This is a genomic window from Heminiphilus faecis (assembly GCF_008728965.1).
GTDB lineage: Bacteria > Bacteroidota > Bacteroidia > Bacteroidales > Muribaculaceae > Muribaculum > Muribaculum faecis.
Genome location: NZ_VSMC01000034.1, coordinates 1 through 24,233, shown reverse-complemented (window position 1 = coordinate 24,233; position 24,233 = coordinate 1). Strand labels below are relative to the sequence as shown.

21 protein-coding genes, 1 rRNA gene and 1 pseudogene are annotated in these 24,233 nt (G+C 51.4%); 13 read left to right on the top strand and 10 right to left on the bottom strand.

What is annotated here, in order from left to right:
- Positions 1–333, bottom strand: a 16S ribosomal RNA gene (locus FW767_RS11870); the annotation flags it as partial.
- A gap of 524 nt (positions 334–857) precedes the next feature.
- Entirely contained in the window at positions 858–1,928 is a 1,071-nt protein-coding gene (locus FW767_RS11865) for an endonuclease/exonuclease/phosphatase family protein (protein WP_235898118.1), read from the bottom strand.
- A gap of 120 nt (positions 1,929–2,048) precedes the next feature.
- On the opposite strand from FW767_RS11865, the gene aroQ reads away from it, so the two are divergent.
- The 13 genes from aroQ to FW767_RS11805 all read left to right on the top strand — a co-directional run bounded on the left by aroQ (position 2,049) and on the right by FW767_RS11805 (position 17,181).
- Positions 2,049–2,477: a type II 3-dehydroquinate dehydratase gene (gene aroQ / locus FW767_RS11860; protein WP_121700249.1), complete on the top strand. Its 429-nt coding sequence runs from the start codon at positions 2,049–2,051 to the stop codon at positions 2,475–2,477.
- Positions 2,478–2,548: 71 nt separating this feature from the next.
- On the top strand, positions 2,549–3,997 hold the full coding sequence (gene pyk, locus FW767_RS11855) for a pyruvate kinase (RefSeq protein WP_121700248.1): 1,449 nt from the start codon (positions 2,549–2,551) through the stop codon (positions 3,995–3,997).
- A gap of 11 nt (positions 3,998–4,008) precedes the next feature.
- Entirely contained in the window at positions 4,009–4,635 is a 627-nt protein-coding gene (locus tag FW767_RS11850) for an O-methyltransferase (protein ID WP_121700247.1), read from the top strand.
- A 62-nt stretch (positions 4,636–4,697) separates the two neighbouring features.
- Positions 4,698–5,033 (top strand): 30S ribosome-binding factor RbfA, encoded by a 336-nt coding sequence (gene rbfA / locus FW767_RS11845; RefSeq protein ID WP_121700246.1) that lies wholly within the window; start codon positions 4,698–4,700, stop codon positions 5,031–5,033.
- A 19-nt stretch (positions 5,034–5,052) separates the two neighbouring features.
- Positions 5,053–6,288: an FtsX-like permease family protein gene (locus tag FW767_RS11840; protein WP_121700245.1), complete on the top strand. Its 1,236-nt coding sequence runs from the start codon at positions 5,053–5,055 to the stop codon at positions 6,286–6,288.
- Between the two features lie 184 nt (positions 6,289–6,472).
- Positions 6,473–6,940 (top strand): ribosome assembly cofactor RimP, encoded by a 468-nt coding sequence (gene rimP / locus FW767_RS11835; protein ID WP_121700244.1) that lies wholly within the window; start codon positions 6,473–6,475, stop codon positions 6,938–6,940.
- A gap of 18 nt (positions 6,941–6,958) precedes the next feature.
- Positions 6,959–8,215 (top strand): transcription termination factor NusA, encoded by a 1,257-nt coding sequence (gene nusA, locus FW767_RS11830; protein WP_121700243.1) that lies wholly within the window; start codon positions 6,959–6,961, stop codon positions 8,213–8,215.
- 24 nt (positions 8,216–8,239) lie between these two features.
- Positions 8,240–11,227 carry a translation initiation factor IF-2 gene (gene infB, locus FW767_RS11825; protein WP_121700242.1) on the top strand — a complete coding sequence of 996 codons (2,988 nt, stop codon included), beginning with the start codon at positions 8,240–8,242 and terminating at the stop codon, positions 11,225–11,227.
- Positions 11,228–11,255: 28 nt separating this feature from the next.
- A complete protein-coding gene (folK, locus tag FW767_RS11820) occupies positions 11,256–11,735 on the top strand; it encodes a 2-amino-4-hydroxy-6-hydroxymethyldihydropteridine diphosphokinase (protein ID WP_121700241.1) in 480 nt (159 codons plus the stop codon).
- Positions 11,736–11,792: 57 nt separating this feature from the next.
- Positions 11,793–12,998, top strand: a complete 1,206-nt coding sequence (locus tag FW767_RS11815) for a glycosyltransferase (RefSeq protein ID WP_205523911.1) — start codon at positions 11,793–11,795, stop codon at positions 12,996–12,998.
- Between the two features lie 59 nt (positions 12,999–13,057).
- Entirely contained in the window at positions 13,058–13,873 is an 816-nt protein-coding gene (locus FW767_RS11810) for a polysaccharide biosynthesis/export family protein (RefSeq protein WP_121700239.1), read from the top strand.
- Positions 13,874–13,885: 12 nt separating this feature from the next.
- Positions 13,886–15,166, top strand: coding sequence for a hypothetical protein (locus FW767_RS13185; protein WP_205523910.1), 1,281 nt, complete (start codon positions 13,886–13,888; stop codon positions 15,164–15,166).
- Complete coding sequence (locus tag FW767_RS11805; RefSeq protein ID WP_205523909.1) at positions 15,133–17,181, top strand: GumC domain-containing protein; 2,049 nt, start codon at positions 15,133–15,135, stop codon at positions 17,179–17,181. The genes FW767_RS13185 and FW767_RS11805 overlap by 34 nt, the downstream gene beginning before the upstream one ends.
- On the opposite strand, the gene FW767_RS11800 is transcribed toward FW767_RS11805, so the two are convergent.
- The 8 genes and pseudogenes from FW767_RS11800 to FW767_RS13365 form a co-directional block, all read right to left on the bottom strand.
- Complete coding sequence (locus FW767_RS11800; protein ID WP_121700237.1) at positions 17,171–18,238, bottom strand: glycosyltransferase; 1,068 nt, start codon at positions 18,236–18,238, stop codon at positions 17,171–17,173. The two genes, FW767_RS11805 and FW767_RS11800, sit on opposite strands and share 11 nt — an antisense overlap.
- 48 nt (positions 18,239–18,286) lie before the next feature.
- Positions 18,287–19,504 (bottom strand): sensor histidine kinase, encoded by a 1,218-nt coding sequence (locus FW767_RS11795; protein ID WP_121700236.1) that lies wholly within the window; start codon positions 19,502–19,504, stop codon positions 18,287–18,289.
- Positions 19,497–20,327, bottom strand: coding sequence for an HAD hydrolase family protein (locus FW767_RS11790; RefSeq protein ID WP_121700235.1), 831 nt, complete (start codon positions 20,325–20,327; stop codon positions 19,497–19,499). Before FW767_RS11790 ends, FW767_RS11795 begins: the two co-directional genes overlap by 8 nt.
- Complete coding sequence (locus tag FW767_RS11785) at positions 20,324–20,797, bottom strand: acyl-CoA thioesterase (protein ID WP_121700234.1); 474 nt, start codon at positions 20,795–20,797, stop codon at positions 20,324–20,326. Before FW767_RS11785 ends, FW767_RS11790 begins: the two co-directional genes overlap by 4 nt.
- Positions 20,798–20,811: 14 nt before the next feature.
- The gene (locus FW767_RS11780) at positions 20,812–21,894 is read right to left on the bottom strand and encodes a mannose-1-phosphate guanylyltransferase (RefSeq protein ID WP_121700233.1); all 1,083 of its coding nucleotides are present in this window, start codon (positions 21,892–21,894) and stop codon (positions 20,812–20,814) included.
- A 290-nt stretch (positions 21,895–22,184) separates the two neighbouring features.
- Positions 22,185–22,883, bottom strand: a complete 699-nt coding sequence (locus FW767_RS11775; protein ID WP_121700232.1) for a hypothetical protein — start codon at positions 22,881–22,883, stop codon at positions 22,185–22,187.
- A gap of 40 nt (positions 22,884–22,923) precedes the next feature.
- Positions 22,924–23,613, bottom strand: coding sequence for a hypothetical protein (locus FW767_RS11770; RefSeq protein ID WP_147438821.1), 690 nt, complete (start codon positions 23,611–23,613; stop codon positions 22,924–22,926).
- 450 nt (positions 23,614–24,063) lie between these two features.
- A pseudogene (locus FW767_RS13365) lies at positions 24,064–24,233 on the bottom strand (IS30 family transposase); the annotation flags it as partial.

Below are 24,233 nucleotides of genomic sequence, written 5' to 3'. Positions count from 1 at the left end.
CAGTACCAGTGTGGGGGACCTTCCTCTCAGAACCCCTAGACATCGTCGCCTCGGTGGGCCGTTACCCCGCCGACTAGCTAATGTCACGCATGCCCATCCGTCACCGGATCGCTCCTTTAATCGCAAAGCCATGCAGCTTCACGATATCATGCGGTATTAGACCGGATTTCTCCGGATTATCCCCCTGTGACGGGCAGGTCGCATACGCGTTACTCACCCGTGCGCCGGTCGCCGGCAGATATTAGCAAGCTAACATCCCCGTTGCCCCTCGACTTGCATGTGTTAGGCCTGTCGCTAGCGTTCATCCTGAGCCAGGATCAAACTCTCCGTTGTTGGTATGTTTGTTTGTCTTTTTTCTTTTGCTTTCACGAGACCGTGCGGTCCGTCAAGCTCCCGGCCGGATTATGTGCTGTTACAGAATTGACAGAGCAGTCATGTTAATGACCCTTCTCTTGTACTACTTCTTGTCTATTGTAATAATTTCAATGTTCTTGTTTGCCTGCCCTTCCGGGAAAAGCGTTGCAAAGTTACAACCTCTTTTTCATTCCCGCAAACTTTTCGGCGAAAAAATTTGTTAATCCTTTTTCCGGGGCTCTCCCCGAGGCAGCTCCTTTTCAAAAGCGAGTGCAAAGTTAGCCACTTTATACATATCCTCCAAATATTTTTACAAGTTTTTGTCGAATAAAATTGTAACAGACTGGGAATAAGACTAATTAGACTAATAGGACCAATTAGGCCAATGAGTCCAATAGAACGAGGCCTCGGGAAGCGGCGGCGAGCCCGCCGCAGAACGCAACGGGAAAAGCGACGCGAAACAGAGCCTATCAGACTTATGAGGAGCGATGACGGACGCGAGGTCAGTCGACAGAACGGAGGAGAAATATCTGGGTGGGGAAGTGGTCGGAGTAACCGTTGAGAAATCGACCGCCGGCGTATGTGCGCTTGGGATAGTTTTTATAAACTCCGGTCTTGGTACGGAGGAATGGCTTGTTGATGACGGTACACTTCCAGTATTGGAGCTGTCCGTCGAGTCCCTGCACGAGATTGCCCGATACGATTATCTGGTCGAAAAGATTCCAGACTCCTTTATAGCAAAGGGTGCCGACCCCGTTATCCAAAATATACCAGAATGGATTGTAAAATCCGTGGGCGGTAACTTTGTCCTGATCGCGAACAGCGCCGAAAGACTCGGCACACGACTTGTCGAACGGATCATCATTAAGGTCACCCATCATAACAATGCCCTGATCGGGATTGACTCTCCACAGCGAGTCGGCAATGCATCTGGAGAGACGCCCGGCAGCTTCGCGCAAGGGACTCGACTCAGCCTGCCCTCCAAGTCGCGACGGCCAATGGTTGACAATAAAACTGACAGGAACATCAAGCAATGAGCCGGAGACACACAGCTGGTCGCGGGTTATGAAATCGGGGTCGTCAGGAATGACAAGGCGGTGAGGCACGACATTGCCCACCTCAAAAAACAGAGGGTTGTACAGCAGCGCGACATCTATGCCCCGCAAGTCGGGCGAATCATGATGTACGATACGCAACCCCCACGGCTCGCGGCCCTGAGCTTTCAGAGTCGAGTCGACCGCCGACACAAGATCTTCGACAACACCGAGATTCTCCACCTCGCTAATGCCAATCACGGCAGGTCCAACAGGAGTTTCGGGAGTACTCAACGAGGTTATAGCCCGCGAAAGATTGCCTATTTTTTTCCAATAGCGCTCCGAGGTCCACATACGAGGCCCTTCGGGCGTGAACTCATAGTCATACTTTCCGTTGTCGTTTATGGTGTCAAACAGATTTTCGAGATTGTAAAAGGCCACACCGGCAACGATATACTTTTTCTCGGGAGCATTGTCCTGCGAAAACGCCACGGCTGCAGCCAACATTATAATTACGGGAAGCAATATTATCTTACGCATAGCACTAAGCCTTTTGATTAAACAATTCTTGAGGTAAAATTAGCGATAATCCCCCATATTACGCAAATAAAACAGAGGATTTTCATAACTTTGTACTTTATTTACTATAAGCGAGACACTATGACGACCAAAATCATTATTATAAATGGCCCGAACCTGAACCTGCTGGGCGTACGCGAGCCCGACATCTACGGCCACAGCAATTTTGAAGACTATCTCGCCCAACTGCGCGGACAATATAGCGATGTGGATATCGAGTATTTCCAAAGCAACCACGAGGGAGCCATAATAGACAAGCTCCATGAAAAGGGATTTTCGGGATGCGATGCAATAATACTTAACGCAGGGGCCTACACCCATACATCGCTCGCGATAGCCGACGCCATCGCAGCTATCAATACTCCGGTAATCGAGGTACATATCAGTAATGTACACGCGCGCGAAGAAATAAGACACCGCTCGATGATATCGGGAGTATGCCGCGGCGTAATAGCCGGCTTCGGCCTCGACAGCTACAGGCTGGCCACAGAGAGCGCCTTGCGCTTATGAATAAAGTGAATAAAGAATTGTGCGCATTATATAAAACCGCATGTTGCAAATTGTGAATTTACAGAAAGATTATGAAGAAGTTTACCAAGATAGTCGCTACAATATCAGACAAGCGATGTGACAAAGAATTTATACAGGCCCTTTACGACAACGGCCTGAATGTGGTGAGAATGAATTCGGCCCATCTTCAGCTCGACGGATTCCGCAAAATAATAGAAAACGTGAGGGCCGTGTCGCCATCCATAGCCATACTCATGGACACCAAAGGTCCCGAGATACGCACCACAACCAACCTCGACGACATGCCCATAGAGTTTGCTCCGGGCGACAAAGTGACTTTCACAGGCGACCCCGGCGGCATCACCACCCGCGACACGATATACCTGAGCTACTCCAACATAGCAAACGACGTCAAGGCCGGCAACCACTTCCTCATAGACGACGGAGAGATAGACTTCCTCATAGACAGCATAGACGGCTACAGCATAACAGCCACCGCGCAGAACGGAGGCCAACTCGGCTCACGCAAGAGCGTAAACATACCGGGAGCCAGCATAACGCTGCCCTCGCTCACGGAGCGCGACCGCACCAATATAGGCTACGCCATAGACCTCGGCATCGACTTCATAGCCCACTCGTTTGTACGAAGCGCCCGCGATGTCCACGACATACAAGAGATACTCGACGCCCATGACAGCCCTATCAAAATCATATCCAAAATAGAGAATCAGGAGGGCATCGACAACTTCGACGAGATACTTGACGCCTCATACGGCATCATGATAGCGCGCGGCGACCTCGGCATCGAGGTGCCGGCCGAACGCATACCGGGCATCCAGCACACCCTCATCAACAAGTGCATAATGCGCCATAAACCGGTCATAGTAGCCACCCAGATGCTGCACTCAATGATCAACAACCCCCGTCCTACCCGCGCGGAAGTCAGCGACATAGCCAACGCCGTCAACCAGCACACCGACGCACTCATGCTTAGCGGCGAGACCGCCTACGGCAAATACCCGATAGAGGCCATAGCCACCATGACGCGTGTGGCCGCCGAGGTCGAGAAATCGCTTGTAAACTCCTACGTGACACCGGCCATAGAAGCCGAGGTAACATCGTTTCTGTCGCGGCAGGCGGTGGCTTCGTCCAAAATACTCGGCACCCGCGCCATCATCACCGACAGCTACACCGGCCGCACCGCCCGATACATATCGTCATACCGCGGCAGCTACCCCACCCTCGCCATATGCTATCACGACCATGTGGTAAGACTCTTGGCGCTCTCCTACGGAGTGCTCGCCGTGTACCAGCACAGCATGGGCTCTTCGCGAGGCTATATAAAGAACGCCCTCGAACACCTCATAGACAGCGGGCGCCTCACACGCCAAGACCGCATAGCCTACTTGGGCGGAGCTTTCGGAGCGGGCCACGGAACCTCGTTTCTTGAAATCAACCGCGTAGGCGAGATCATGGACAACTATCAGTCATTCAACCTGCCCAACCTCGAGCTGGTATAACACTTCAGTCCATGCAGCCCACACTTGAAGAGTACATACTCGGCCATATAGATCCGGAGCCCGACCACCTGAAGAAACTGAACCGCGACACACATGTGACATGCCTGTACGCCAACATGTGCTCGGGTCATCTTCAGGGACGCCTGCTCAAAATGCTCACACGCATGATAAAGCCCAAGCGCGTGCTCGAACTAGGCACATTCACCGGCTACTCGGCGCTATGTCTCGCCGAAGGCATGGAAGAGGGCACCGAAATCCACACAATAGAAATCAACGACGAACTCGAGGAGTTCATACTCTCGCATATCGACGAAAGCCCGTGCGGAGGACGCATACATCTGCACATCGGCGACGCCTCCGAGATACTGCCGGCCATAGGAGGAGAGTGGGACTTGGTATTTATCGACGCCAACAAGCGCCGCTACACAGAGTATTACGAGGCCGTCATGCCGCATGTAAGACAGGGAGGCTTCATCATAGCAGACAACACCCTGTGGTACGGCAAAGTCACCGACGGAAGCCATGACGCCCAGACCGCCGGCATACTCGAATTCAACGACCATGTAGCCTCTGACCCCCGCGTGGAGAAAGTGATGATACCCCTGCGCGACGGGCTCACCATAATATATAAGAAATAATTAGTAACTTTGCGAAAGCTCCGGTGTTAATACAATATACATCGACCTAAAACAAAACGATTATGGAAACAACCCGTCAAGCAAAAATAGCCCGTCTGCTTCAGAAGGAGCTAAGCGAAATATTTCGTCAGCAAACCGCCAAGACCCACGGAGTCATAATATCGGTAAGCGCCGTAAGAGTGTCGCCCGACCTGAGCACGGCCCGAGCCTATCTGTCGGTATTTCCATCAGACAAGGGCGCGGAGATGCTCGAAAGCATCAACCACAGCGCCAAAACCATCCGCTATGAACTCGCACAGCGGGTGCGCTATCAGCTGCGCAAGACCCCGGAACTGGCCTTCTACCTCGACGACTCGCTCGACTATCTTGAAAATATCGACAACCTGCTGAAGTCATAAGCCCGAAGCAAGCCGCCCGATGTTCACCCTGCGAGTAGCCCTGCGCTATCTGTTTTCCAAAAAGACCCACAACGCGGTCAACGTCATATCCACGATATCGATCATCGGAGTGGCGGTGGCCACGATGGCCATAGTGTGCGTGCTGTCGGTGTTCAACGGCTTCACCGACCTCGCCACCGCCAAAATATCGCAACTCGCACCCGACCTGCGCGTAGAGAGCACCGAAGGCAAGACAATAGCCTCACCCGATTCACTGCTGCGGGTAATAGGAGCCATAGAGGGTGTGACCGCGGCAGCCCCGACAATCGAGGAGCACGCTCTGGCCATATACGGCGACCGGCAGATGCCTGTACTCATGAAAGGAGTGACAGAGGCATTCGACACGATAACCCAGCTGCGAAGCACCATAAAAGAGGACGGCACTTTTCTGCTCACCGACAGTGAATACGGCGACTTCGCCACCTTAAGCGTGGGCGCGGCCATAGGACTGCAGGCTCATCCGGGAGTCATGAGGGCGCTGACGCTCAATGTGCCGCGGCGCACGGGGCGCATCAATCCGGCCAATCCCGCAGCGGCATTCCGCAGCGACTCGCTTCTCGTAGGGGGAGTGTTTCAGACAGAGCAGGCCGAGTTTGACACAGACCTCGTGCTCATACCGCTGTCGGCCGCCCGGCAACTTCTCGATTACGAACGCGAAGCCACTGCCATAGAGATAAAAGTGAGCGACGGAGCCGACACAGACCGAACGGGCCACAGGATAGCCGAAGCCTTGGGCGACGGCTTTGACGTAAAAAACCGCGTAAGACAACAGGACCAATCGTTCAAGATGATCGAGGTCGAGAAATGGATCACCTTTTTCCTACTGGCATTCATACTGATCATAGCCTCGTTCAACATCATATCAACGATGTCGATGCTCATAATCGAGAAGGAGGACAACATACACACCATGTATGCCATGGGCGCCCCGCGCAAGACGATAACGCGCATATTCATACTGGAAGGATGGCTTGTGTCGCTTCTCGGCGGAGTATCGGGCATAATAACAGGAGTCATCCTGTGTCTGGCCCAGCAATGGGGCGGCTTCATAAAGCTCGGCGGCAACCACGAAGCCATGTCAATCGACGTATATCCCGTAAGAGTCGAGATACCCGACCTGCTTGCGGTGATAGTGCTTGTGGCGCTCACAGGCCTGATAACGTCAGCGCTCACATCGCTCCTCGCCCGAAAATACATATCCAGACAAGGCCAATAAGTTAAATATACTTAAATTTAGCTAAATGTCGTGCAAATAACACCGCCAGACCTACAAGCCGCGCGGCGCACACGGTGCATATACTTGGATAATGCGCAAAAAAATTGTATCTTTGCAGAAGATTCCACAGCATGAGGGGGCGGCAGTCCCCTTTGTTTGTATAACTAAACCGAATTCATCAACAATGATTGACAAAGAACTCCTTGCCCAGACAGTAGCCGAGTCGATAAAAGACACCGACATTTTTATCGTCGACATCACGATAGGCGCTGACAACGCCATTGTGGTCGAGCTCGACAGTCCCGAGGGCATCGACATAGACACCTGCGCCGCCATCACCCGCAGGATCGAGGAAGTCTTTGACCGCGACAAAGAGGATTATAGCCTCGAAGTAGGGTCGGCGGGGCTGACCTCGCCTTTCAAGGTAAAAGGCCAGTACGAGAAAAACATCGGCAATAAAGTCGAGGTGCTCACTAAAGACGGCCGGAAACTGAAAGGTACACTCATCTCTGTGGGCGATGACGACTTTACAATAGCCATAGCCAAGAAAGTGAAGGAGCCCGGCAAGAAGCGACCAGTCGAAGTGGAAGAGCCGGAGACTATGAAGATGGCAGACACCAAACACGTTATATATTTAATAGACTTCAAATAATAAAGACTTTAACCCATTATGGCCAAGAAAGAGGAATCCACCAATATGGTGGAAAGATTTGCCGAATTTAAGGAACTTAAGCATATCGACAAGACGACGATGATATCCGTACTGGAAGAGTCGTTTCGCAACGTCCTTGCCAAGATGTTTGGCACCGACGAGAATCTTGACGTTATCATGAACCCCGACAAGGGCGACGTGCAGATATTCCAGAATCTCGAGGTTGTGCCTGACGGAGAGGTCACCAACCCTTCGACACAGATATCGCTCAGCGACGCCCGCGCCGACCAGAACCCCGATGTGGAGATAGGCGAAGAGCATACGCGTGAGATAATATTCGAGAAGTTCGGACGCAGAGCTATCCTCAACTTGCGCCAGACCCTCCAGTCCAAGATACTCGACCTGCAGAAAGAGGCCATCTACTCGCAGTTCAAGGGTCATGAAGGCGAACTCGTGTCGGGAGAGGTATATCAGACATGGAGCAAGGAGACCCTGCTCATCGACAGCGAAGAGAATGAGCTTCTGCTGCCCAAGAGCGAGTCGATACCGGGCGACTACTTCCGCAAGGGCGAGACAGTACGTGCCGTCATACAGCGCGTGGACAACAAGAACAACAACATACGCATCAGCGTGTCGCGCACAAGCGACGACTTCCTGCGCCGCCTCTTTGAACTTGAAGTGCCGGAGATACACGACGGCCTGATCAACATACGCGCCGTGGCCCGCATACCGGGCGAGCGCGCCAAGATAGCCGTGGAGAGCTATGACGACCGCATCGACCCGGTGGGTGCATGTGTAGGCGTCAAGGGCTCGCGTATACACGGCATAGTACGTGAGCTGCGCAACGAAAATATCGACGTCATCAACTACACGTCCAATCCCGAGTTGTTTATCCAGCGTGCGCTGAGCCCCGCCAAGGTATCGTCGATAAGGCTCAACCCCGACGAAAAGCGGGCCGAAGTATTTCTGCGCCCCGAAGAGGTGCCTCTGGCCATCGGTAAAGGCGCGCTCAACATCAAACTCGCGTCAAAACTCACAGGCTACGTAATCGACGTATACCGCGATACCGGCGAGGAATACAACGACGACATCTATCTCGACGAGTTCAAGGACGAAATCGACAGTTGGGTCATCGACGCTCTTAAAAACATAGGCTGCGTCACCGCCAAAAACGTATTGGCCATGCCGCGCGACCTTCTCATCGAGAAAGCCGACCTTGAGGAAGACACGGTTGACAATGTCATCGCTATCCTAAAGGCGGAATTTGAAGACTAACAACGACATCCCCTAATTCAATATATGGCGAAAATAAAGATAAGTAAAGTAGCGAAAGACCTCAACATTGCATTGCCGACAGTCATAGACTTCCTGCAGTCCAAGGGCATCAACATCGATATGAATCCCAATTCACGCATCGATGAGGCGGCCTATGACATGCTCATAGCGCAATACAGTGATGACAAGGCCGAGAAGAGTAAGTCGGAGAAACTCTCCTCCGTTCGCCAGAAAGAAAAGCGTCCCGCGACACCGGCCGACAGCAAACCCGAAGAGATCAAAATCGAGCCGATGGTACGACCTACGGTAGTGGGCCATATAGATCTGGACGCCAAGAAATCTCACTCCAAAAAAGAAGCTCCTCAACAGCCCACGGCGGCAGAGCCGGAAGTCAAGCCGACTCCCGCGCCTGAAAAGCCCGAGGCTCCCAAACCTCAGGAAGTGAAACAGCCCGAGCCACCCAAAGTGAAGACCGAAGAGAAACCCGCACCCAAGGCTCCGGTGGCCGAAGAGAAGCCAAAGACCGAACGTCAGGCTACACCGGCACCGCAGGCCGCTGAAAAACCCGCGCCCAAAGCGCAGGAAGTGAAAAAGCCCGAGCCTCCAAAAGTGAAGCCCGAGGAAAAATCAGCACCCAAGGCTCCGGTGGCGCAGGAGAAGCCGAAAACTGACCGTCAGGCACCGCAGGCCGCCGAAAAGCCCACGCCCAAAGCGCAGGAACCGGCTCCCAAGAAAGAGGAGGAGATATTCAGCCCCTCAAGTCTGCCCGCAGGACCGCAGCTCAACGTCATAGGCAAAATAGACTTATCAGCCATAAACCAGCAAACACGCCCCAAGAAAAAGACAAAAGAGGAGCGCCGCAACGAACGCCTTGCCAAGAGCGGACAAGGTGCCGCCGGTCAGGCAGGTACAGCACAGTCGGGCGACCGCAAAAAGCGCCGTCGCATAGGCAAAGAGAAGGTCGACATCGAAAAAACGTCAAACCAACAGCCTTCGCGTGGCGGAGAACGAAGCGGCAACAATAACAACAACGGCAATCAGCAGCGTCATGACCGCAGCGCCGGCAAAAACAAAGACCGCAACAAACGCCAGATACATACCGAAGTAAGCGAAGAGGACGTACAAAAGCAGGTAAAGGAGACTTTGGCGCGCCTCATAAACAAGGACAAAGGCCAGAAAAAGGGCGTAAAATGGCGCAAGGAAAAACGCGAGGCTTTCCAGTCGCGCGAGCGTGAAGCGGCCGAAATGGAAGCTGCCGAGAGCAAAGTGCTCAAACTCACCGAGTTTGTCACCGCCAATGACTTGGCCGTCATGATGGATGTACCCATCAATAACGTCATAGCCACCTGTATGAACCTCGGAGTCATGGTGTCTATCAACCAGCGCCTTGATGCCGAGACCATCAATATCGTCGCCGAAGAATTCGGCTACAAGACCGAGTATGTATCGGCCGAAGTGGTTGAAGCCATCCAGCAGGTGGAAGACAACGAGGAGGACCTTCAGACACGTCCGCCGATAGTCACCGTCATGGGCCATGTGGACCACGGTAAGACATCATTGCTCGACTACATACGCAATGCCAACGTCATAGCCGGCGAAGCAGGAGGCATAACCCAGCATATCGGCGCCTACAATGTCAAACTCGAGGACGGACGCCGCATAACCTTCTTGGACACCCCCGGTCACGAAGCGTTTACCGCCATGCGTGCCCGCGGAGCCAAGGTTACCGACCTATGTATCATCATAGTGGCAGCTGACGACAACGTCATGCCGCAGACCGTCGAGGCCATCAACCATGCATCGGCTGCGGGTGTACCCATCGTATTTGCCATCAACAAGATAGACAAGCCTACAGCCAATCCCGACAAAATCAAGGAGGAGCTCGCGCAGATGAACTATCTCGTTGAGGAATGGGGCGGAAAATACCAGTCACAGGACATATCGGCCAAGAAAGGCATCGGCGTCAACGAACTTATGGAGAAAGTGCTGCTCGAAGCCGAAATGCTCGAGCTGAAAGCCAACCCCAACCGCGCCGCCACAGGCTCAATCGTCGAGTCGTCGCTCGACAAGGGTCGCGGCTACGTAGCCAACATACTTGTTCAGAACGGCACACTCCATGTGGGCGACATAATACTTGCCGGTACACATTTCGGAAAAATAAAGGCCATGTTCAATGAGCGCAACCAGCGCATCAAGGAAGCGGGCCCCGCAACTCCGGCCCTCATACTCGGACTTAACGGTGCCCCCACCGCAGGCGACACATTTAATGTCATGGAGACAGAGCAGGAGGCACGCGAAATAGCCAACAAGCGCGAGCAACTCCAACGCGAACTCGGTCTGCGCACCAACAAGCGCACTACCCTCGAGGAAATCGGACGCCGCCGTGCCATAGGCAACTTCCATGAGCTCAACATCATCGTCAAGGGTGACGTTGACGGCTCTATCGAGGCTCTGTCCGACTCGCTCATCAAGCTGTCGACCGAAGAGGTGCAGGTCAACGTACTGCACAAGGCCGTAGGTGCCATATCGGAGAGCGACGTCACACTCGCAGCCGCATCCGACGCCATCATAATCGGCTTCCAAGTACGTCCCTCACAGGCCGCACGCCGTGCAGCCGAGCACGAAGGTGTCGAAATCCGACTCTACTCCGTCATCTATCAGGCCATCGAAGAGGTCAAAGACGCCATGGAGGGTATGCTCGCTCCGGAGTTCAAGGAAGAAGTCGTGGGTACGGCCGAAGTGCTCCAGACCTACCACATATCCAAAGTGGGCACCATCGCCGGAGCCATCGTGCGCGAAGGCAAGATCAAGCGCTCATGCAAGGTACGCCTCATACGCGACGGCATAGTACGCTACACCGGCGACCTCGGTTCGCTAAAACGCTTCAAGGATGACGTCAAGGAAGTACTCACAGGCTACGACTGCGGTCTTAGCATAGCGGGCTACAACGACCTTCAGGAGGGCGACATGATAGAAGCCTTTGAGCAGGTCGAAGTCAAAAAACAGCTTTAATGCAGGCTCGACTTACGGCTAAACGGCCATGTCAACCGCCTACATAAACATAGGATCCAATCAGGGCGACCGCGAAAAGCTTATAAAGCAGGCGGTGGCCCTGATTGAGCATTGGGCCGGAACAGAGGCCGCTGTATCACGAACCGTCGAAAGCGAACCGTGGGGTTTCACTTCTACATCGCGCTTCATTAATGTAGGTATTGCGCTCAACGTGGATTGCACTCCCGAGCAACTCCTTGACGCCCTGCTGGAGATAGAGCACGGCATATGTCCGTCATCGCACCGCGACAGCCTCGGCAACTACATCGACCGCTACATCGACATCGACCTCATAGCAGTCGACTCCGAGATCCGCGACAGCGACCGCCTCACTCTGCCCCACCCTGCCATGCACCTGCGCCGGTTTGTGCTGCTCCCCATGGCGGAACTCGCCCCTCACTGGGTACATCCCCGACTCGGTAAAAGACCGGACGAAATGCTCCGGGAACTTTTAGACAACCGCGACTGACCGCGATACCAAAAGGTTTTTGTAATTTTGCATTATATTTAAAAACTGACCATTACATTGACACGATACATTACTCCCGATAACTGGCTTGCACTGGCGCTCGCATGCGCCTCACTCATATTGGCGCTCGTGACTATAGCGGTCTACAGACGCCGCTTGATATCGGTGCCTCGCTGTGTAAAGCGTCAATCCGACGCAGGATTGCCCGACCGCATCACCTATCCGTCCGTATCGGTCATCGTGTACTCGTTCAACAATGCCAAGGGGCTTGAAGAGCTTATACCGCAGCTCCGACGCCAGAATTATCCCGGAAAATTCGACATAATAGTAGTAAACGACGGCAAAGACGATGCTACCGAAGGACTGCTCAACCGCATGTCGACAGAAGATGTTCCGCGGTTGTACCACACATTCACACCGCGAGACACGCGCAATCTGTCGCGCAAGAAACTCGCTCTAACGTTAGGCATAAAGGCCGCGGCAGGCGACTGCATCATAAACGTCACCGCCGACACTCGTGTACACTCCGACAACTGGCTCCGGCTTATGGCAGCCCCGTTTACCGACCCGGCCACAGAGATTGTGATCGGATACGCCGCTCCTGACAATGACATAGACACCGCGCGCGGAGCACGCGGACGCCGCCATGACCGCCTCATAGACAGCGTATACTACCTTGCCTCTGCCCTTGCCGGCAAGACATACCGGGGCGACGGCGACAACCTCGCCTATCGCCGCGACACTTTTTTCAGGATGAAAGGATTCAGCAACTCGCTCAACTTGCACTACGGCGATGATGACCTCTTTGTATATGAAGCCTCCACAACCGGCAACACCGCAGTTGTTCTCGCTCCCGACGCACAGGTAATATCCACCGTTACCGGCGACAGACCCGAGAAAGTGTACCGCTACAAAAAGATGCGCTACGACTTCACATCACGTTTTGCCGGACGCGGACAGCACCTGTTTTACGGCACTCTGTCGCTGCTGCTCTGGATATGGTTAGGACTTACCGTTGCCGCCGTCGCTGTGGAGCCGCTCAATCCGGTATCGCTCGCGCTATGCGCCATAAGCGCCTTGTCATTGTGGCTTCCGATGATGATGATATGGAACAGTGCCGCCAAGTGTCTCGGTTCAAAACGCTTTCTGCTGTCGGCGCCTTTCTTCATCATGTGGCGCCCGCTGCGCAACATCGTATACCGTCTGCGCAGCCGCAAAATACACGATGCCCAGTATGCATGGCAGTCGCAGTCCATGGCCTGAACCCAAAGAGTGAGAAATACAATAACCGCTTCACTGCTGACGTTAATAAATAAAATCACATGAGTGCTATGTCGCGTTTCAACAATATATCGTTCTTTCTGTTTATCATGACGCTCATGGTGTCGTGCACCTCCTCTCGTACGTCGCTCACATATTTCGAGGACCTGAAAGGAGAGCAGTCGGGCACACTCTCGTCAGCCGATTACGATATAAAGGTCATACCAGACGACGAGCTCTTTATCGTGGTAAGTTCACTCGTGCCCGAAGCCACTGCCGAGTTCAACCTGCCCACGGTCAATCCCGCCGTACGTGGCAACGTCGGCACCCCCTCGCAGCAGTCGCAGATAACATACCTCGTCGACAAAGCCGGCGACATCAACTTCCCGGGTCTCGGCACACTGCACGTAGGAGGACTCACCACCGCACAGATAGCCTCGATAATCGCCAAAAAGGTAAGCGAGACCGTAGAAGACCCTTATGTGAAAGTACAACTCGTCAACTTCAAGGTCAACGTACTTGGCGAAGTGGCCCGGCCGGGCACAATCGAGGTCGACACCGAACGCTACTCGCTGCTTGACGCTCTCGCAGCCGCAGGCGACCTCACCCCCTACGGCGAACGCGAGAACATACTGCTCATACGTGAGGAAAACGGCCAGAAGCACTTCCATCACCTCAACCTCAACGATGCCGCCACCCTGTCGTCGCCCTACTTCTACCTACAGCAGAACGACGTCATCTACGTGGAGCCCAACAAAATACGCCACGACAACTCCAAGTACAACCAGAACAACTCCTACAAGCTATCCGTAGTCAGCGCTGTAGTCAGCGCCGTATCCGTCGTCGCCTCACTCTGCATCGCCCTCTTCATCAAGTAACAAAACACCTGCATGTTACGTATCGATCGAATATGTATATGGCTTTTTATGTTCGGTTTCATTTTCATGCTTCCGGGCATAAAACATATCAAATTCGTTGACGAACTCATATCCTTTTCATTCTTGGCCGTTGCGGTGGTAGACTGCATAGCCAACCGCAACTGGCGATATTATAAACTCCTGTGGATCATATCGGGCATACTTACATTCTATTTGCTCTACTCGCTTATATTTCTTAAATACAACACTACCGTGGCCGTTGTCAGCGATTGGATCATACAGTTGAAGCCGTTTATACCATTTACGGTAATGTATGCAGTAAGACCACGCTTCACCTATATCGATAAGGCTATTTTCAAAGCATTGACCGTAATAGCGTCATTGTTTATTGTCATTGTGCTTATAGCCGGCCATGAAGCCATACATGCCAAAGTATTACACATAGCCTACACAGGCATAGGGCTTTTCATATCGGCCATGATATACCTGTATTGCAGTATCAGCGACAAAGGACATGTAGCGCGTCACGACCTTATCGTAACCATAATCATGCTTACGGCAGGGCTCGGTTGCACGCGTTCCAAATACTACGGCATATATATTATAGCCGTGTTCTTTCTATTCATATTCCGTCCCGGCGCACACCGTGGCCTCCCTGTAAAATATATAATAACCGGAACCGCAACTGCCATAGGCGTCATCATAGTGGCATGGCATAAACTCGACTATTACTTTTTAACAGGGGGCACGGGCGTCTATGATCTTAGCATAATCGACTCGTACGCAAGGCCCGTTCTCTATATAACCGGCTATAAGATATTGCTCGACCATGTGCCATTCGGCACAGGACTCGCATCATTCGGCTCGTTCATGTCGGGCGAGCACTATTCCGAAGTATACCATGAGTACGGCATAAACACCGTATACGGATTGTCTGAGCACATGCCTGACTTCATCTGCGACACATTTTATCCGAGTCTCGCACAGTTCGGCATAATAGGTGTCATCCTGTTCATAGCATTTTGGTTATATATTTATTCTAAAATAAAATATTACCTTTGCATAGACGGCAATACTTATCGGTACCATTACGCCATAGGCGTAAGCATCATAGCATTTATCCTTATTGAAAGCATAGCCGCCACAACATTTGTGCAAACAACCGGCATGCAATGCATGCTTCTGCTCGGCATGTTATGCGGCGAAGCTCAGCGCATATGGGAGTCAGATCCGCACAGGGCACAAAACATCAGTTTTTCATGGAAAAGATTAAGAATAACGAGCTGGACCTAAGACGTTTTTTCAGTACAGTCAAAGATAACCGACCGGTTTACATCGCGTCATTCATTATCATAATGGCTATGGCTGCCGTATACTGCGCTGTCCGCATGCCCCAATACAATATTCACTCTGCCATGCTCATCGAGGAGCCGGCCAACGACATTCCGCAAGCATCGACCGGCATGACTTCACTGATGAGAGTCTTTTCCATAGGCTCTTTCGGAACCTCATCGGTAGAAAATGAAAAATTACTGCTTTCGTCATACGATCTGAAATTAAGGGTCGTTAAATTGCTCGGTCTGAACTGCACATACACTTACCGGAGCGGATTGAAAAGAATAATGCTCGCTCCCGACGAAGCTCCCGTATCGGTAAGCGCACCGCAAGAACTGTTTGACACACTGTCATACAACTTCAACCTGAAGGTTGAGCTGCATGACGGCAAAGCCGACCTGTCGTTAAGCAAAGGACGCTTCTTTAAAACAAATATAGCTGATGCGAAGAATGTGGCGCTTCCCTACACACTTGAAACACCGGAGGGAACCTTCCATATCGCCGCGAACGGCAAAACCGGATTTAAAGGCAAAAAACTCAATGTAGCCATGTCTGGATACGAGAACTGCGCTCTCGACCTTGATGAAACGGTTGACATCGAACTCGCCGGACGTGTATCGGACGCTCTCGGACTGGAACTTGTATACCCCAACAAACGACTCGGTATAAATATACTGAACTGTATAATGGCCGAGTATAACAACAAACGACTGCGCCGAAAGTGGGACAACGCCGACTTGGAAATCAAGTTTTACGACGAACGCATAGCATCGCTATTCAATGAACTTGCCACGGCTGAAAAAGAGATTGAACGTTTCAAACGCTCCCACGACCTTATAGCCATTGAGGATGAAGCATCCTTGCTTGTCGAGAATGAATTCGCCTCACGACAGGAAATAGCCGAACTTGCCACTGCCCGCAATTATTACGAAAGTGTATTTGACCTGCTCGACAACGGCTCGGCCGACAATACGCCGCTACCCGTCGTATCGGGCCTCAGTATTGAAAACAGCGCCGGCTCAATGATCGAACGATATAACGAAAACATATTGAAGCGTCGCGAACTTACCCGCTCCGCTAAAGGCGAGAACCGCGCGCTTAAATCGCTTGACAGTCAGCTGACATCGCTCCGTGAAGACATAAAAGCGGCCATGACCGAGCAGATAAAAGCCTCTGACCTTATAATATCATCTCATAAAAAAACAAGCGGAGCGGTAGCCGGCAGAATAAAACAGCTTCCCTCCCATGAACGGGAGTACATAACTCTGCTGCGCGACCAGAAGTTGAAAAACGAGCTATATACATTTCTTCTCGAACGTCGTGAAAATGCCGTGCTGAACCGCTATTCATCGGCAACACTCGGATTTGTATTTCAGGAAGCATATTGCGAAGGCTCCGACTCACATAAAATTATCATATACAGCGCGGCTATTCTGCTGGCACTGCTGTTGCCCACCATCCGGGTATTTTATATAATGAGCCGAGGACGCATCAAACGCCCGTGTGACCTTAATTTCTACAATCTTGAAGAAAGCACTGTCAGCCTTAGCAAACAGCCTGCCAAAATCGACAACTTAAGGAGCCTGCTTCGCAAATCCCCATCACGTAATATAATACTATATCTCAACTTGGACGGCGGCGACATAACGGATATATTGCTGCAATCGTTACGTAATATAGGCCGGCATGCCGAATCATTCTCATTGGACAACTCCCCGCAACAGACCGATGAACTCTACACCGATACATTTGAAGAAAAATTAAAGCGGCTTATGGAGGACGGCTCTTACGCCATCGTCGAACTGCCGCGCCATATCAATCTTGTATCTTTACTTGATTTCAGCCTTGCCGACAGTTCGCAACTGCTATTATCAATGGAGTGCGGTATGCAGAGCCGCAGCTATGTGCGACATCTACTCAGCCCCGTAATAGAGCGCATGCCCGTCACCATAGCATTGCAGGTCAGCGATTAAAGCTGTCCAATATAGGGCGCATGTAGCGATCAATCACAACCTTCCACGAGCTATCATCAAGACTTCCGGAAATATTGTCATATGAGAGATTGTCTCGCTCTTTCATATAACATTCAAGACCGTAGGCGAATCCTTCCGGTGTGTCATCTATCAACGTACCTGTTCCGGATTTTATTAATTTCCTGTTTTCATAAGTCGCTGTAGCGATAGTATACAGTCCTGACCTTATGTATTCATATGTCTTGGTGGGAGGCTGAAAGTCATAATAATCTGTAATCGGAATATACGAAACACCGATATTGGCTCTATCAAAATACTCCGCAAGCGCACCATGAGGTACCGGCCCGTGAAGCACTACCGAGTCATGCAGTCCAAAATCATCGATGCTCCTCTTGATGAAAGCGTCATCGCAAGGTTCTCCACCACCGACAATATCATAAGTAACAACTGCATCAGGATTGCGCTTTCTGAATATGGCCATTCCCTCCAATGTATGCTCTAAATGTCGTCCAAGAAATGTACCTACGTATAACAACCGCAAATCCTTACCATATACTTTGGGTACTGTAGAAATTTTATCGGCACCGATAGGCAATAATTTTATATCGCCACGCCCGAGTTGTTTTATAACGCCTGACGATAGACTTGAAACGGAATCGAAACGGGCACACTCCCGCTTCATAAAATCATTCTCACGTATACGTACACTTTCATCACAATCAACGCTAAGACTTCTTATGTCCAAATGAAACGACAATTTGCCAAACAAGCGTCGTAACATACCACAATGCCTGAAATACACAATGAATACCGCACCACGGAAAGTCGACAGATAGTATAGTGCATTAAACACAAAAAGCATATTTCTGATAATTCCTGACTTGAAATATCGTAATGCCACAACCTTGACTCCTTTGATTTTTACAGGCTCAATACCTTTAAAACACAATAGTGTAATGTCATAGTCATCGCACAAGTATTCACACCATTTAAGGACATCGGTCAATGTGCCTAAAGGATGCTGTACATCCAATATCATCAATTTATTCTTTGCCATCGGTCACATGCGTTTTATCTGCTATAAACTAATGTAATCATACACGTCTTATCTGTCTTTCAGCGGGAGGGTGATGCGGAAGACGGTACCGTGGCGTGGATCAGAAGAAAGGATGACGATGCGGCCGTGATGGTATTGCTCGACAATGCGGCGGGCGAGTGCGAGGCCGAGGCCCCAGCCTCTTTTCTTGGTGGTGTAGCCGGGATTGAACACGGTCTTGAAGCGGTTACGCGGTATGCCTTTGCCGGTGTCGGCCACGTCAATCACGGCATTGCCTCGGTCGTGTCCGAGAGTTATGGTTATGCTTCCGTCACCGTCAATGGCGTCCACCGCATTTTTTATAAGATTTTCCATGACCCACTCAAAGAGCGATGACGAGAGCCCTACCTGAAGCGGCGATGTGCTTGTATGCAATGTAAGGGCCACACCGCTTGATATCCGTGTAGACATATAGTTGACAGCGCGCCTGACAACCTCGTTGAGGTCGACAGGCTCCATGCTCGTCCTCGACCCTATCTTGCCGAAGCGCGAGGCTATCATGGAGAGCCGCTTCACATCCTTGTCCATCTCGCCTACCGTGTCGGGGTCAACGCCAAGCGACGGCAACAGCTCCATCCAAGCCATAAGCGACGATATGGGTGTGCCGAGCTGGTGGGCTGTCTCTTTGGACAGGCCTATCCACACCTTGTTCTGCTCGGCTTTTTTGGTTGAGGTCACGGCGTAGTACACCGTAGCCACAAATATAAGCATGACAAGTATCTGTACATACGGATAGTAGCTCAACAACCGCAGCAGGCGGCTGTCCTCATAGTACAGATGCTGCCTGACGCCGGGCGATATGACGATATGGATCACGTTTGAGGTGCCTTTCAACTCATTAAGGCGCCGGTGGAGAAAGTCTGAGTTACACTGCGATATATAAAGAGGACGCAGCGAGTCGACCGGTTCGGGAAGGTCAAAATTGCGATGAAGTATTATCACGTCATTATCGTCGGCAAGAAGCACCGGTATTGTGCGGTTGCCCTCGATTATGCGGAGCACAAGCTCCATGTCGGGCCGAGCTATGGAATCACCGTCGGCCACAGCCGCATCATAGCCTATAACGGTCTTTGTGGCATCGGCCCATATCTCCATACGCTCGTGTTCCTGACGGGCAAGATCAGACACTATGCGGTCTGACACGTAAAGAAACACGGCTACCACACACAGTGCGATGACGATAAAGGCTATAGTGCCATAACGCCGGGTGTCATATATGTCAGCCATCGTAATCCTGCTCTATAAACCGGGCCACAGAGTTGTCGGTATTGGGTCCGATGACAATATCGGCCGCGGCCTTGACCTGCGGAAGTGCATTATCCACTGCCACGGCCACATCGGCAACCGCCATCATGGGCAGATCATTGAGATTGTCACCAAACACAACCACCCTGTCGGCACCGCTTCGGAGGGCCACACGGCTCACCGCATCGGCCTTGCTCACACCGGCGGCAAACACCTCCAGTATGCCGACATCGACACCGAATATGTCGATATACGCGCTCACGGAGCAGTCCACACAGGATTTAAGTTCGTCGGCAAGCGGGAATATGCGGTCAACCGGCCCCATGGCGAAGAGGAGCACCGTAGCGGGCAAGTCGAGGCGCAGGCCGGCCTCATCGTCGAGCACAAAGCGCTTCAGGGCAAGGCGGTCGCGCTGCTCTATGAACCGCCGGTCATCAACCGACAGCGGACCGTTGTGATATACAAGCATATCTCCACGGTCAAGAGTGTAGACAAACGGATGGATACCATGCCGCTGACAGATGCCGCGCACGGTGGCGGCTACATCAACGGGTATCAGTTTAGTATCGACATAACGCCGGTGTCGGCGGTCCCACAGCGCGGCACCGGTCATGACTATAGCCGGCAGAGCCGTGGGTGCGTCGGCCAGCAGCGGCTCCACTGTAGCGGGGGTGCGTGCCGTAGCTACCGTGATAAGCGCGCCCCGGGCGGTAAGGCCGCTGATTATAGCGGCACTCTCGTCCGACAGGCGGCTTCCGGCATCAAGTAACGTACCGTCAAGATCGCTGACATATACGGTGCTCATAAAGCGCGCCGTTCATAACGTTGCAGGGCCTCGATCCACTCCTCGGCTATCGGAGCCGACTTTCCTGTGGTAAGGTCAATGCCGGCCATGACTGTACGGGCCACACACTTGACCTCGCCGGTAGCCGTATTTACTATGCGCTGCTCAAGCGAGAAGCTTTTTTCGCCCATGCGGGTCACGGTTGTGACCACCGCCACAGACTCGTGTATATAAGTCGGTGCATAGTAGTCGCAATTGATGTTGACCACGACTATATTTATATGCTTCCAATCGACGGCCTGCGGCAGTACATCCTGAAAATAAGAACTTTTGCCGAGATCGAAAAACTGTATGTATACGGCATTGTTAAGATGCCCGAGCATGTCGAAGTCATTGAACCTCATCTGCAGGGGCAACATATGACGAAACGGAAACTGGGGAGCGGGCACCCGGGGATTGGCCGGGTGAGGCAACTTGATTTCTTCAGGCATACTATATAGCTGGATCAGAGAAATTTATCGCCGTAAGCGAGTTTCACATCGTTGACATACTGCTTGATGGTCTGCTCGTCGGCCTTGGGACACACGAGAAGCACATCACCGGCATCGGCCACTATATAGTCTTTCAATCCGTTGACCACCACGAGCTTGTCGCCGCGCACGGCAAAGATATTGCCTGTAGAGTTGTAAGCGAGCACACGGCAGTTCTGAGTTACGTTGGCCTCGCGGTTTTTGGGCGAATTGTCATAAAGGGCGCTCCATGTGCCGAGGTCGTTCCAGCCGAAGTCGACACACTCTACATATACGTTAGACGCCTGCTCCATGACGGCATAGTCGATGGATATGTTGACACAGCCCGGAAACTCACGCCTGATGAACTCAGACTCGGCCGGAGTGCCGAAGTCAGCAGCGCCCTTGTCAAACGTCGACATAAGGTCGGCAGCATAAGAGTGCAGCGCCTTAAGAATAGCCTCCGCGCTCCAAAGAAATATACCGGAGTTCCAGAAAAACTCGCCGCTGTCAACAAACACCTTGGCGAGGTCTATATCGGGCTTTTCGGTAAAGGTCTTTACCTTAAGTATATCGCCTTCGAAAGGCTGTCCGATTTGTATGTATCCGTAGCCTGTCTCGGGGCGTGTCGGTTTTATGCCCAGAGTGAGGAGGGCATCATGATTCTCGACGAAATTAAAACCGGCCTCAATCGACTTTACAAATTCCGACTCGCGGGTGATCAGATGATCGCTCGGCGTCACAATCATGGACGCCTTCGGGTCCAATGCCTGTATGTGGCATGCGGCCCAAGCTATACATGGCGCCGTATTGCGGCGCGCCGGCTCAAGCAGTATCTGAGAGTCGGTCAGCTCCGGAAGCTGCTCCTTTACGAGAGGGGCATACATGTCATTGGTTACCACTATGATGTTTTCTTTCGGTACCACAGGCAGTATACGGTCATAGCTCATCTGCAGCAGCGAGCGTCCGGTGCCGAAAAAGTCGATAAACTGTTTTGGGCATTCCGTACGGCTGTAAGGCCAGAAGCGGCTTCCTATACCACCGCACATAATCACACAATAGCGATGCTGATTATTCATATCGGTCAATTAATGTTGGTTATGGACTCATTTAAAACGATAAGTCTGTTATCGTCATCGCTAAGGTAATGAATTTTATTGTAACCGGAGCTGTATTTCCGCCAAAAAATATTAAAGCGGACCTATGCCGGGCGGCAACAATGGCGCGCTCCGTCCATATGGCCGCAGGGCCATGCCTGTCATTCACGCCGCGGAGGGCCATACGGGGCTTGGAACTGTACGCCGTGGACAGGCTACAGGCCCCGCATGGTCGCCGGTGCTATAATTCCTTATGACGGATATGGCACATATCACTGCTCTTCTTCGTCGTCATCTGACATCAGGAGGCTGTAAGTGAAGCCGTAGCCTTTCAATTTTGACTTGCCGTCGGTGAAAAATCCAAACGCAGGATACTCTATCTGCACGTTTTTCACTGACGTGATTTCAAGGCCGTTCAGAAAAAATGTGGCTGTACCGTGGTCATAGACCATAGTCACTGACATGAGTTTGGAGTTGTCGACAAGCGGAGTGATGTCACCGATGTGTTGAAAGCCGCCAAACTGTATGATTTTGGGATTTTTCTGCACCTTATAAAGACCCTTTTTGTCAACCGTCATCTCGCCTTTGTCGCAGCTTATCACGTAGTATTGCTTCTTGTTAAACAATATAGCCTGAAAACGGCTGTTGCCCTTGACATCAAACATCATGCCGAACATATGCTTGTCATCGATCGACGCGGGCAAAAGATCGGCATTGACGACAAAACCGGCATCTGACAAGTTTACCGGAAGTTCGGCATAAGAAGCGGCGTAATAGTCGTCGGCGCGCGACTCGATCTCGATGTATTCGCCTTTGATGATGGCCTTGCCCTCCTTTTCGTCAAACTCAGTCCATTCGGCCAATCCGTCATCCATGCGCACGGTTTTGTAATCGGTAAGTACCGTCTGGCCATATGATGCGAGAGGTGATAAAAACACGGCGGCAACCGCAAAACATTCAATAAGTTTCATAACAAATCTATTTTTCTGATTAATAATACGGTTTCAGTTGTCATTCACCTCCGCCGACTGAAGTCTGTAGCTCCTGAACAAGGGGATCAAAACGGTGCAGCACCCTGTCATAACGCATGTAGCACTGCGAACCACGGCAATCGTTATCTTTTATTTCCGATGAAATCCTCACACGGTAGGTCAAGTCATTTTCCTCAGTAAACGATATGCGCACCTCCATACGAGTTCTCACGGTCTGATTGGTGAACTTCGTAGTGGACCAACCGGTCTTTATCCATCCGGCCGCCTTGTCGCGGACCTCTACGTTGTCAAAATACTGAGTGGCGATATTCATCAGGCGCTTCCACACGACATCTTCCGAGAGGCCCTTGCGACATGTCACGTCAAACCATCGTCCGGCCAAGTCGAGACCGCCGTCATCCGATCCGCCGGAAGAAGCCATCTCGGCCTCATCCTCGGGCAATGTATACAATACAGTATTCTTAGGATTGTTTTTGTTAAGACGATAAGTGCGGGTAATGTAGCCCGGAGCCTCCACTTTTATTATGTAAAAGTCGGTCTTGCGGTCAAACTTTACAGTGTACTGGCCATTGGCCACCATAGCTCCGTCGACATAAATCTTTGCCGTCTCGGGCAACACATTGATTGTGATCTTCTTGGCTCCGAAAGCCCAACAGGTCATCAGTGGCAATATCAGCATCGCCACAAATACGCTTATACTCCTTGCCATAACGCATTGTGTTTTTTGCCACGATTGCGTCCCTGACCTTGGCTGTTATAATAATCGGTTAATTAAAACGAGAAGCGTGAGACGCAGTTCAGTTTATCTCATTCTCGGCATCGCCAAACGCCTTACACGTAATAAACAGCCCACTCCCACGCTATATCGGATATCGATACCCCCGTGTCGGGGAGTGGATATACGACACGCATGAGCGTCCCTTGACTGCTTTGTCCCACGTGTGAAGTTTTGGCGATTTCAGAATGAAGGATAAAGCAAAAACGCTTCATTTACAAATGTCACGCTCATACCCTGCGGCAGAGCAAAATACATAAGCCCGCAATAACGAGCCTATTCGCAAAGATAGACATTATCCGCTAATCAACAAAAAACTGTAAGAGAATTTGCAGATATTCAACCGGGTGCGTTGGTGTGTAGAGTCCAACAGCAAATGCAAATTTATCCAACGAGTGCGAAAAAACGCGCCTTAGGTGTATCAAAATTTATTTTCTCTCGTGGTCTGCGGTTCAATTTCTTTTGTATTTCCATTATTCTCTTATCAGAGAAGTCGTCAAAATTTGATTTCTTAGGGATATATTTTCTAATTATCTTATTTGCATTTTCAATGG

Coding starts and splice junctions, on each gene's coding strand:
- FW767_RS11865 (WP_235898118.1), bottom strand. CDS start 1,928: ATGCGTAAGATAATATTGCTTCCCGTAATTATAATGTTGGCTGCAGCC.
- aroQ (WP_121700249.1), top strand. CDS start 2,049: ATGACGACCAAAATCATTATTATAAATGGCCCGAACCTGAACCTGCTG.
- pyk (WP_121700248.1), top strand. CDS start 2,549: ATGAAGAAGTTTACCAAGATAGTCGCTACAATATCAGACAAGCGATGT.
- FW767_RS11850 (WP_121700247.1), top strand. CDS start 4,009: ATGCAGCCCACACTTGAAGAGTACATACTCGGCCATATAGATCCGGAG.
- rbfA (WP_121700246.1), top strand. CDS start 4,698: ATGGAAACAACCCGTCAAGCAAAAATAGCCCGTCTGCTTCAGAAGGAG.
- FW767_RS11840 (WP_121700245.1), top strand. CDS start 5,053: ATGTTCACCCTGCGAGTAGCCCTGCGCTATCTGTTTTCCAAAAAGACC.
- rimP (WP_121700244.1), top strand. CDS start 6,473: ATGATTGACAAAGAACTCCTTGCCCAGACAGTAGCCGAGTCGATAAAA.
- nusA (WP_121700243.1), top strand. CDS start 6,959: ATGGCCAAGAAAGAGGAATCCACCAATATGGTGGAAAGATTTGCCGAA.
- infB (WP_121700242.1), top strand. CDS start 8,240: ATGGCGAAAATAAAGATAAGTAAAGTAGCGAAAGACCTCAACATTGCA.
- folK (WP_121700241.1), top strand. CDS start 11,256: ATGTCAACCGCCTACATAAACATAGGATCCAATCAGGGCGACCGCGAA.
- FW767_RS11810 (WP_121700239.1), top strand. CDS start 13,058: ATGAGTGCTATGTCGCGTTTCAACAATATATCGTTCTTTCTGTTTATC.
- FW767_RS13185 (WP_205523910.1), top strand. CDS start 13,886: ATGTTACGTATCGATCGAATATGTATATGGCTTTTTATGTTCGGTTTC.
- FW767_RS11805 (WP_205523909.1), top strand. CDS start 15,133: ATGGAAAAGATTAAGAATAACGAGCTGGACCTAAGACGTTTTTTCAGT.
- FW767_RS11800 (WP_121700237.1), bottom strand. CDS start 18,238: ATGGCAAAGAATAAATTGATGATATTGGATGTACAGCATCCTTTAGGC.
- FW767_RS11795 (WP_121700236.1), bottom strand. CDS start 19,504: ATGGCTGACATATATGACACCCGGCGTTATGGCACTATAGCCTTTATC.
- FW767_RS11790 (WP_121700235.1), bottom strand. CDS start 20,327: ATGAGCACCGTATATGTCAGCGATCTTGACGGTACGTTACTTGATGCC.
- FW767_RS11785 (WP_121700234.1), bottom strand. CDS start 20,797: ATGCCTGAAGAAATCAAGTTGCCTCACCCGGCCAATCCCCGGGTGCCC.
- FW767_RS11780 (WP_121700233.1), bottom strand. CDS start 21,894: ATGAATAATCAGCATCGCTATTGTGTGATTATGTGCGGTGGTATAGGA.
- FW767_RS11775 (WP_121700232.1), bottom strand. CDS start 22,883: ATGAAACTTATTGAATGTTTTGCGGTTGCCGCCGTGTTTTTATCACCT.
- FW767_RS11770 (WP_147438821.1), bottom strand. CDS start 23,613: ATGGCAAGGAGTATAAGCGTATTTGTGGCGATGCTGATATTGCCACTG.